Annotated in this window: 7 protein-coding genes and 1 pseudogene; 4 read left to right on the forward strand and 4 right to left on the reverse strand. The window is 63.9% G+C overall.

Annotation, left to right across the window (positions count from 1 at the left end):
- Window positions 1-802 (reverse strand): DNA (cytosine-5-)-methyltransferase (dcm, locus tag VGL40_07795; protein ID HEY3315161.1); only part of this gene is annotated, 802 nt, incomplete at its 3' end.
- A 421-nt stretch (window positions 803-1,223) separates the two neighbouring features.
- Window positions 1,224-1,583 carry a tyrosine-type recombinase/integrase gene (locus VGL40_07800; protein HEY3315162.1) on the reverse strand — a complete coding sequence of 120 codons (360 nt, stop codon included), beginning with the start codon at window positions 1,581-1,583 and terminating at the stop codon, window positions 1,224-1,226.
- Window positions 1,584-3,027: 1,444 nt separating this feature from the next.
- On the opposite strand from VGL40_07800, the gene VGL40_07805 reads away from it, so the two are divergent.
- Window positions 3,028-4,152: a PRK06851 family protein gene (locus VGL40_07805; GenBank protein HEY3315163.1), complete on the forward strand. Its 1,125-nt coding sequence runs from the start codon at window positions 3,028-3,030 to the stop codon at window positions 4,150-4,152.
- Window positions 4,153-4,572: 420 nt separating this feature from the next.
- On the forward strand, window positions 4,573-8,088 hold the full coding sequence (gene nifJ, locus VGL40_07810) for a pyruvate:ferredoxin (flavodoxin) oxidoreductase (GenBank protein HEY3315164.1): 3,516 nt from the start codon (window positions 4,573-4,575) through the stop codon (window positions 8,086-8,088).
- Between the two features lie 147 nt (window positions 8,089-8,235).
- On the opposite strand, the gene VGL40_07815 is transcribed toward nifJ, so the two are convergent.
- Window positions 8,236-9,534, reverse strand: a complete 1,299-nt coding sequence (locus VGL40_07815) for a lactate racemase domain-containing protein (protein HEY3315165.1) — start codon at window positions 9,532-9,534, stop codon at window positions 8,236-8,238.
- A 105-nt stretch (window positions 9,535-9,639) separates the two neighbouring features.
- Window positions 9,640-9,795: a hypothetical protein gene (locus VGL40_07820; GenBank protein HEY3315166.1), complete on the reverse strand. Its 156-nt coding sequence runs from the start codon at window positions 9,793-9,795 to the stop codon at window positions 9,640-9,642.
- A gap of 35 nt (window positions 9,796-9,830) precedes the next feature.
- On the opposite strand from VGL40_07820, the pseudogene VGL40_07825 reads away from it, so the two are divergent.
- Window positions 9,831-10,094 (forward strand): annotated as a pseudogene (locus tag VGL40_07825) (GTPase).
- Window positions 10,095-10,124: 30 nt separating this feature from the next.
- Complete coding sequence (locus VGL40_07830; GenBank protein ID HEY3315167.1) at window positions 10,125-10,562, forward strand: TGS domain-containing protein; 438 nt, start codon at window positions 10,125-10,127, stop codon at window positions 10,560-10,562.
- Window positions 10,563-10,571: the final 9 nt, after the last annotated feature.

A 10,571-nucleotide genomic window follows, 5' to 3' on the forward strand; every position in this document is an offset into this window, starting at 1 on the left:
GTTTCGGCAGGTCCATGTAGGTGTCCCCTTCCCCCAGAAGGGAGAAGGCCTCGGCATCGTCCGGCCGGATATCACGCGTGATATGGTCGTAGACCTTCCCACTTTCGTCCCTGGGGACACCCCTCCGGAGTCTCTTCTGTAGCGGCGAGACCGGCTGGTCATACGGGAGGGACTCCTCCCGCTGGGCTGGAGGGGCTTCCGGTAGATCCCCGATTGCGTCCCTTAGATTGTTCCTATGTCTCCAGGTCCTTGGCCAAGGGAATGCCCCCTCAAGCCGGGTGCCCACTACGAAAAGTCGAGCGCGATGCTGGGGCACCCCGTAGTCAAAGGCGTTCAGTATTTTCACATGCGTTCTATAACCCATCTTCCGCAGCTGTTCGCGGAAGCCCACGAGCACCGAACCCTCGCGCCAAGTCGCTAGGTCGGGAACATTCTCCAGCAAGACCATGCGGGGGTTGAGCCTCTCGACCACCGCGACAAATGGTCTCCAAAGCTCCGTTCGCGGGTCGCCTTTGGGCCGTAATCCGGACTGAACAAGGCTCCGGACCTTTGACTGCCCTGCTCTCGAAAACGGTTGGCACGGGACACCCCCTGCGACCAGGTCGACGCTGTTGATTCCCCATGCCTCAAGGTGATCGAGGAACATGCCCACGTCGGATAGATCGCCAAGGTAGCCCAATCCGCCGATATTCGCCACGAAAGTCTCTATGGCTATCGGATCTGAGTCCGCACCCACCAGAGTGGTGAAGCCGGCCTCCTTGAGGCCGAGGCTCAGCCCGCCGGCCCCACAGAAGAGATCCAAAGCAGTAGGTCCATTGGCGCGTGCGACCCATTGCCTGACGCCGGCAAGATCTGCCGGGTCCGGGGTGCCCGGAGAGGGCAAAAGCTCAAGGTACGGTCCCCTGTAGGGGGGCACCGCCGGGCTTGGGCGTTTTGTCGTTGCCATCTCGCGTTGCGCCATGCGGTCATCTCCATCCGATACGAACCGGTTTCGGGCCACAGAACGCTCAGCTCCGGGGGGATACTGGCACAGCCAGGGCCGGGTTCGTCCGGGCTCGATCAACGAGGTGCGCATGCCTTGAGGTGGTCTTGGGGTCCCGGTGTCCAAGCATGTCCTGAACGCCTCTCAGGTCCCCTGTAAGCCAGGGTTGCCGCCGTATGGCGAAGAGCGTGGTCAGAAACGCCTGGACGCTTCAGCTCCGCCCGGCTCAGGTGGCAGTCCGTCACTTGCCTGATGCCCGGCGGGAGATTCGCCTGCCGACGGCCCGATTGCTCACTGAGGTGAAGAGAGGCAGCCCCGAGCGGTCTGGAGTGACCGTTCCCCTGACCTTGAGGTATTCTGTCAGCATCGTAGACACGTCTGGGCGCAGGTAGATGACGCGGTCCCGGGCCTTTCCCCTGATGATCATGGTGGCGGGTAACCCCGATTCCATCCTAAGATCCTCAACGCTCGCCCGCTGAACCTCTACGGTTCGGAGTCCCTGGAGGGCCATCAGGGCCAGCATAAGCCGGTCTCTGAGTCCCTTCTCGCCGCGGCTGCCACCGATCGTGCGGAACAGAAGTGCCAGTTCGCCTTCAGACAGGTGGGGAAGGTCTTACCAGGTCTTACCAGGTCTTACCAGGTCTTCCTCGACCGAGGAGGTCTGACCTTGGCGGCGGGGTTATCCGACCTCAACCCCTGCGCCACAGCGGCCTCGTAGAGCCTGCGAAGGATTGAAAGCTTAAAAGAAATGCTGGAGGGACGGTAACCGCCCACCAGCAGGTATTCCCCGTATTTCTTGATGGCCTCCGGGGTTGCCGACAACGGGTCAAGCCCGCGCTGACGGCACCAGCAGAGCCACAACCTGACCTGAGCCGAATAACCCCGGACCGTGTCCGGGCTCGCATCCCCATCCGCGACCTCTAGCCGCAAAAAGTCAAGGAAGGCGTCCGTAAGCTTGTCAGCCATTGAACCCCCCCCGTTTCAGGATCGGAACTTCCGGGTCGGACCCAAACCCTGCTCACAAGACCATCTTACCGCTCCCTGGAGGGCCTGTCCAACCTAGTACCCACAATGAACATTGTGGGTATTAGAGCTGCATCAAAAAACCGCACCAAACCGAACGCGCCTAAGAGCGGCAGCCCCAATACCCATGGACCCGCCCCTCGGCCAACCGATGATGCGGCTACTCTTTATCGCGGGCTGGGCGGTGGGTCTGAAGCTCTTCACATGCCAGATCCGATCGCCCGCCCGAAACTTGGCACCACATGCAGGAGCCCCATCAAGATTTTACCACAATGGGTGGTGCCGAGCAAGCGTTCGGCCGATGATGGAAGTGCTCAGTCCAGACCAAATGATTGGCGACACGGGGCATTCAATGGCGTATCCCAAAGCCAGGGCGGTCGGCCGGCCCACATCAACAGGTCTTGGCAAGGAGATTGCCGAAAAGCAAGAAGAGGTTGAGGCCTCCGATTTGCATGACCCGGAGGTGAAAGAGTGGACCCAAGGCAACTGTTTTTCGACAAACGCCTCTCTTGCTGTGCCTATTGCGGTCGCCAACCGTCCACGCGGGATCATGTCCCATCCAAGGTCCTGTTGGATGAACCATGTCCGACGGACCTGCCGGTAGTGTCAGCGTGCAAGGACTGCAATTCAAGTTTTTCTATGGATGAGGAGTACCTTACCTGCCTCATAGAATGTGTGCTCACTGGGTCGACCAATTTCCCGACAGATACCATGTTATATCGTCTTGGCGATAATGTATATCGTCTGGGTCCCGCCGTGCCGTTGTATAGCCACCGTCCTGAACCTCCCGGTCGGGGCGAGAGCCCCCCTAACCCCCACCCCTCCCCCCTCACCATTCCCCCTGTCCGCCCATACAATGTTGGGCGGGTGACCCATGGGGAAACGGGCGTTGAGCCCGGTCGGAGCCGAGGCGGCGACCGGTCGGAGCCAGGGCGGCTCAGGCCCGGTCGCGGTCTCGACTGAATCCGGCCGCCGGCCGCCAGCCCACCCCCGGGTCAACACGAGGAGGAATGGCGGGACAGATGGCTAGAGAAGGTTCGATCAAGAAGGTCTTTCCGGGCGGCAACACCTCCAAGGGCTTCGTCTCGTTCTACGACTACATTATCAAGCCGGACGCCAACAAGATCTTCATCATCAAGGGCGGCCCCGGGGTCGGCAAATCCACCTTCATGCGGAAGATTGCCCATGAGCTGGTCGAGTTGAGCCTCGAAGTTGAGTTCATGTGCTGCTCCTCGGACAACGGCTCGCTGGACGGCGTGGTCATCCCGGCCATCGACACGGCCCTGATCGACGGGACGGCGCCGCACATCGTCGACCCGAAGAACCCCGGGGCCGTCGACGAGATCGTCCACCTCGGCGACTACTGGGACGAAGAGGGGATGCGCCGGAACAAGGAACCGATCCTCCGCCTGAATGGGGAAGTCGGCCGGCTCTTCCGGCGGTCCTACGGCTACCTGGCCACCGCCAGCATCTACCTGAAGCAGATCGAGAGCTACTACCAGGAAACCCGGGCCCTCGACGTCGGCGGGCTCAACCGCCTGACCCTGGACATCATCGACGAGCTCTTTGCGGCCGGCCCGACCGGCAATCGCCGCCCCTACGAGCGCCACCTGTTCGCCACGGCCATCACCCCCGACGGCCCGGTGAACTACCTCGAGACCATCGTCGGCCGGCTGAACCGCCGCTACCTGATTAACGGGGACGACGGGACCGGCAAGACGACGATCGTCCAGAGGCTGGCCGAGGCGGCCACGATGAACGGTTACGACACCGAGGTTTACCACTGCGCCCTCGACCCCGACAAGATCGATCACGTCGTCATTCCCCAGCTGTCGACGGCGGTTATCAACGGGGTCGAGCCCCATTACTATCAAGCCAAGGACAGCGACATCGTCATCGACACCGGGGACTATGTCGACAAGTACATCGACCTGGCCCTCCAGGAGGAGCGCCAAATGGCTCGGGAGATGTACCGTCAATCCTTCGAAATCGCCGTCCGTTTCATCAACCGGGCCAAGCAGACCCACGACGAGATGGAGAAATACTTCGTCCCGAACATGGATTTCGAGGCCATTGAGAAGCGGCGGGTCCAGGTCCGCGACCGCATCGTGGAACTGGTGAGGGAGCGGGTCGACCTGGAGTCGTAGATAGCTCATCCGGATTGGCCAGGGCGGGGTCACCAAGGCCCCGCCTTTTCGCTTGTGCCGTTTGAGCGATTTCGCCGCAAATGCGCGCCAGCTTCTGTAGCTTGAAAAGAGCCCAGCTAAGTGATATAAAGAAGGGAAGGGATTCCGGCCGGCTTCGGCCGGCAATCGCTTTTTTGTGGCCGTCCACCTACTCTTGACGCCTTTCAAACTCGCGTTGCCCGCTTCGACCGAGCTTCACTCATGGCTACAGGGGCCGGCCTTTAGGGGCCCGAGGTTTTCCCAATTTTCGGCCTTCGGAAGGTCCGCCTTTTGCCATGTTATAATGTTAGCGATTTGTGGTCTTGCCGCGTTTCCGGGCCTCCAAGGCCTGTCCGGAAAACTTCGGGCGCAACAAAAATCTGGGTCATTGGGGGGTCAACCATGTCCGAAAAACTCACCATCGACGGCAACACCGCCGCCGCTCACGTGGCTTACGCGTTGTCCGACGTCGCGGCCATCTTCCCCATCACCCCGTCGTCTCCAATGGCCGAGACCTGCGATGAATGGGCCGCCCACGGGCGGAAGAACGTCTTTGGACAGGCCCTGAAGATCACCGAGATGCAGTCGGAGGCCGGCGCGGCCGGAGCCGTCCACGGTTCCCTCGCCGCCGGGGCCCTGACCACCACCTTCACCGCCTCTCAGGGTCTTCTCTTGATGATCCCGAACATGTACAAGATCTCCGGCGAGTTGCTCCCGGGGGTCTTCCATGTCACGGCCCGCGCCCTGGCCGCTCACGCTCTGTCCATCTACGGTGACCACTCCGACGTCATGGCCGTCAGGCAGACGGGCTTCGCCATGCTCGCCTCCAACTCCGTCCAGGAGGTCATGGACCTGGCCCTCGTCGCCCATCTCTCGGCGATCAGGAGCAGCGTCCCCTTCGTTCACTTCTTCGACGGTTTCAGGACCTCGCACGAGGTTCAGAAGATCGAGACCATCGACTATGAGGACATCGCGAAGCTCGTCGACAAGGACGCCATCACGGCCTTCCGCCAGCGGGCCCTCAACCCGGAGCATCCTCATCAGCGGGGCACGTCGCAGGCGCCGGACATCTACTTCCAGAACCGCGAGGCGGCCAACCAGTACTATCAGGCGGTGCCGGCCATCGTCGAGGAGATGATGGTCAAGGTCGGCCAGGTCACCGGCCGCAAGTACCACCTTTTCGACTACGTCGGGGCACCCGATGCCGAGCGGGTCGTCGTGTCCATGGGTTCGTCCTGCGAGGCCATTGAGGAGACCATCAATTACCTCAACAAGCGCGGCGAGAAGGTCGGCCTGGTCAAGGTTCGGCTCTTCCGGCCATTCGTCGCCGACCAGTTCCTGGCCGCCCTGCCCCGGACGGTCAAGCGCGTCGCCGTCCTCGACCGCACCAAGGAGCCTGGCTCGCTGGGCGAACCGCTCTACCAGGACGTCATGACCGCCTTCGCCGAGAAGGGCCGGGTGCCGACGGTGGTCGGCGGCCGCTATGGCCTGGGGTCGAAGGAGTTCACCCCGTCGATGGTCAAGGCCGTCTTCGACAACCTCAAGGCCGACAAGCCCAAGCGCCAATTCACCGTTGGGATCGTCGACGACGTCACCGGGACCTCGCTCGAAATCCGGGAGGTCATCGACGCGGCGCCCGCCGGATCGTTCCGCGGCAAGTTCTGGGGCCTCGGTTCCGACGGCACCGTCGGGGCCAACAAGAACTCGATCAAGATCATCGGCGATCACACCGACCTCTATGCCCAGGGCTACTTCTTCTACGACGCCAAGAAGTCGGGCGGCATCACCGTCTCCCACCTGCGCTTCGGGAAGTCGCCGATCCAATCGACCTACCTGATTGACCAGGCCGACTTCATCGCCTGCCACAACCAGTCCTACATGAACCGTTACAACGTCCTCGAGGGGATCAAGGAAGGCGGGGTCTTCCTCCTCAACTCCAACTGGAGCGCCGAGGAGATGGAGACGCGCCTGCCGGCCCGGGTCAAGCGGACCATCGCTCAGAAGAAGCTCAAGTTCTACAACATCGACGCGGCCAAGATTGCCGGCGAGGTCGGCCTGGGCGGCCGGATCAACATGATCATGCAGGCGGCCTTCTTCAAGATCGCCGGGGTCCTTCCCGAGGACGAGGCGGTTGAACTGATCAAGAAGTCAATCGTCAAGACTTATGGCCGCAAGGGTGAGAGGGTCGTAGCGATGAATATCGGTGCCGTCGACCGGACCTCAGAGGCCCTCGAGGCCGTGAGGTACCCGGCCGGTTGGGCCACGGTCGCCGACGAGGCGGCCGCCGCCACCCAGGCTCCGGAATACGTCCGTGACGTGATCTTTCCCATCCTGACCATGGATGGCGACAACCTGCCGGTCAGCGCCTTCAACCCGGACGGCACCGTGCCGACCGGCACGACCAAGTGGGAGAAGCGCGGGATCGCTCAGGAGGTCCCGGTCTGGGATGTGAACGCCTGCATCCAGTGCAACCAGTGCTCGCTGATCTGCCCGCACGCCGCGGTCCGGCCGTACCTGGCCAAGCCGGAGGACTTGAAGAAGGCCCCGGCCGGGTTCGTCACCAAGGACGCCCTCGGGCGCGAGGCGGCCGGCCTGAAGTACCGCATCCAGGTCTCGCCCCTCGATTGCACCGGCTGCGGCAACTGCGAGGATATCTGCCCGGCCAAGACGCCGGCCTTGAAGATGACGCCGCTCCAAGACGTCGTCGAGGCCGAGACCGACCACTGGAACTTCGCCGAGAGCCTGCCCAAGCTGGAGGTCGGGTTCAGGCCCGACACCATCAAGGGGAGCCAGTTCCGCGAGCCGCTCTTCGAGTTCTCCGGGGCCTGCGGTGGCTGCGGCGAGACCCCCTACGTCAAGCTGGTCGCCCAGCTCTTCGGCGACCGGATGGTCGTCGCCAATGCCACCGGCTGCTCGTCGATCTATGGCGGTAGCGCCCCGACCTGCCCATACAGTGTCAACGCCAAGGGACAGGGCCCGGCCTGGGCCAACTCCCTCTTCGAGGACAACGCCGAGTTCGGTCTGGGCATGCGGCTGGCCATCAACCAAAAGGCCGAGAAGATCGCTGAACTGATGGGCAAGGCGATGGCCGCGGACCTTCCCAGCGACCTCAAGGAGGCCTTCGCGGCCTGGCTCGAGGGCCGGAATGAGGCAACGAAGTCGCGGGAAGCGGCCGAACGCATTCGGGCGGCCCTGAAGCCGGCCCTGGCCAAGGCGAGCGGCGAGCTCCGCGGGGCCCTGTCCGAAATCGCCGCGTTCGACGATTATCTGGTCAAGAAGTCGGTCTGGATTATCGGCGGCGACGGCTGGGCCTACGACATCGGCTACGGCGGCTTGGACCACGTCCTGGCCTCCGGCGAGGATGTCAACGTCCTGGTCCTCGACACCGAGGTCTATTCGAACACCGGCGGCCAGTCGTCGAAGTCCACCGTCACCGGGGCCGTGGCCAAGTTCGCCGCGGCCGGCAAGCGGACGAAGAAGAAGGACCTCGGCCTGATGGCCATGTCCTACGGTTACGTCTACGTGGCCACGGTCTCCATGGGGGCGAACATGAACCAGGTGGTCAAGGCGGTCACCGAGGCCGAGAAGTACCACGGCCCGTCGCTGGTCATCGCCTACGCCCCCTGCATCAACCACGGCATCGACATGGCCCACAGCCAGCTCGAAGAGAAGCGGGCGGTGGAGGCCGGCTACTGGCCGCTCTACCGGTTCAACCCGGAGCTGGCCGTCGAAGGCAAGAACCCGTTCGCCCTGGATTCCAAGGAACCGACGGCCTCGTACCGCGACTTCCTCATGGGCGAGGTGCGTTTCGCCAGCCTGAAGACGGAGTTCCCGGACGTCGCCGACGGCCTCTACGACCGGGCCGAGAAGGAAGCCAAGGCCAAGTTGGAGCAGTACAAGAAGATGGCCCAGGGCTGAGGAAGCCTGCGGCCCGGGTGGGTCCGAGCGGACCTCACAAGCCGGAAAGAGAAGCCATGAAGCAGCGACAAGCCCCGGGGCCACAGCGGCCTCGGGGCTTTCTTCTTCGACCTGGGATCTTGTCGGCACTGCGCATGTTGCAGCCGGTCAGTCCCCTCCGATGACCGGCGATTCCGCTTCGCCACCGACCGCCAGCGGCCCGGCCTCGCCGATGACCGTCAGCCGGTCATTCCGACCGACCTCCTGGCGCAAGGCCGGCGACACCCAGAACGTCTCGATGTGCTTCGTATCCTCAATCCGTACCAGCCTGACCGTCTCCGGCTCGAAGGGACGCATGGCCACGTCGACGCAGTCCTCAGGGGTCGGTAGGACGATGGGGCACTTGGCCGTCCCGTAGAAGCCGGTGGTGATGGAGTTGGCGTAGGTCTTGGCCCAATCAACCTTGGCCGCCATCCGCTGGGGGACGAGGTCGGCCAGGCCGATGCCGAGGGCGTTGCCGTGCCCGCCTTCGGTCAGGTCGAGGCAGACGATGGTCCGGATGTCCGACAGTCCCGCGCCGCCGATCCGCCGGTGCATCCCGATAACGTTCGTGTCCATACCGTTGCCGCTGATGTCCTTGCCCATCCGGTCGACGATAAGGACGTCAAGCCGGTCGAAGGGCAGGCGGGGCAGGTAATCGACGGACCGCCGGAGCAATTCGGCCTCACCCTCAATGAGGCCGTTCGCCGCCAGTCCCTTGATGATGGCCGGCTCTTCGCGGTGGTTCTCGACCGTGGCGATGCCTCCGATGATCGGGGCTTTGGCCAGGAAGACCTCGGCCAGGCGGATCAGGGCCTCGCCCAGCCCGGCCCGGTGGCACGTCTCCGCGCCGACCTGCTTGCCGAGGCCGACGACCATGATCTTGGTCAGCCCGCTCTCGATCCGGCCGCGGAAATCGGTATGCAGCTTGACCCGATTGAACAGGAGGACGGCGTCGGCGCTCATGGCGTTCTTGTCGGCGTTGACCGGGAGGCCGTCCGATGTCCGCCCCAGAAGGACGGTGTCCATCGACGACCTTATCGGGCACCCCAGCCTGTCCTCGGTCACGCCGAGGCCGCGCAGGACCTCGACCTGCCCTTCAGCGGTGGCCCCGCCGTGACTGCCCATGGCCGGGACGATGAACGGCTGCCCGCCCAGCCGCTTGACCTCGGCCACCATGGCCTTGAGGATACGGACGCTATATGGGAATCCCCGCGACCCGGCGGTGATGGCCACCGTCATCCCCGGGTGGACCCGTTGGCCGAGGCCGATGCTTTCTAATTCTCGCACGACCGTGCCTTCGACGTCGGAGACGGCGTCGCCCGGCAGGGTCTGGCGGACGGGGATGAGCGGCGGCCAACGGCGGGAGCCGGACTCGAGCGGGACGGCTCCGGGCATGGCCGCGCCGGCGTAGGCGGGTCGGTTCATTGGAAAGCCTCCCTTGAAGGTGACGGCCACAGGCCGGAGAACTAAGTCGGTATCCGATGGACCGGGTCTGGGGGTGGGCGCGTTGCCGGCCAACCTGACTCCCGACTACATGGCCGCCGAGCGGCGGCTGAAGGAGGCCGTCGATCCCCAGGAGCAGCTGGACGCGCTCCAGGAGATGCTGGCCACGATCCCCAAACACAAGGGGACCGAGAAGATGCAGGCCGACATCAAGCGGCGGATCGCCCGGCTGCGCCTGGACATGCAGCGGCGCCCATCGACGGCCGCCCAACGCCGGCAAGTCGCAAATCCTATCGGCCCTGAGCAACGCCGAGGCGGAGGTGGCCACCTACCCGTTCACCACCCGGACGCCCCTTCCGGGCATTGTCGCCTACGAGAACGTACAGATCCAGGTGGTCGACCTGCCGCCGGTCTCGCCCGGCCAGACCCCCCCATGGATGTCCAGCCTCCTCCACCGGACCGATGCCGTCGCCCTGGTCTTCGACCTGGCCGACGACGACATCCTGGCCCGGACCGAGGAGGTTTTGTTATATCTGGGTGAGAGTTCGATCCCCAGGCGCATCGGTCGGGCCATGCTGGTCGCCAACAAGGCCGACGCCCCGGGGGTCAGCGACCGGCTCTTCCTCCTGCGCGACCTGCTGCGCGACCGCCTGCCCGGTGAATGGCGACCCTCCATCGAGGACGTGGGCGGTGAAGAGGCCGACTACCCGGCGCCGATCGTCGTCTCGGCCAAGTCCGGGGCCGGCCTTGATGCCCTGCGACGGGGGTTCTTCGACGTCCTCGGGATCATCCGCGTCTACACCAAGGCCCCGGGAAAGACGCCTGACCATCGCGCGCCGTTCGTCCTCAAACGGGGGACCTCGGTCATCGAGGCCGCGGCCGCCGTCCACAAGGACTTCGCCAAGAACCTCAAGTACGCCAGAATCTGGGGGCACCAGGCCTACGACGGACAGATGGTCCAGCGCGACTGCGTCCTCAACGACGGGGATGTCATCGAGCTGCACGTCTAACTCCATCGG

The organism is Bacillota bacterium (assembly GCA_036504675.1).
Lineage (GTDB): Bacteria > Bacillota > Sulfobacillia > JAJYWN01 > JAJZPE01 > DASXUT01.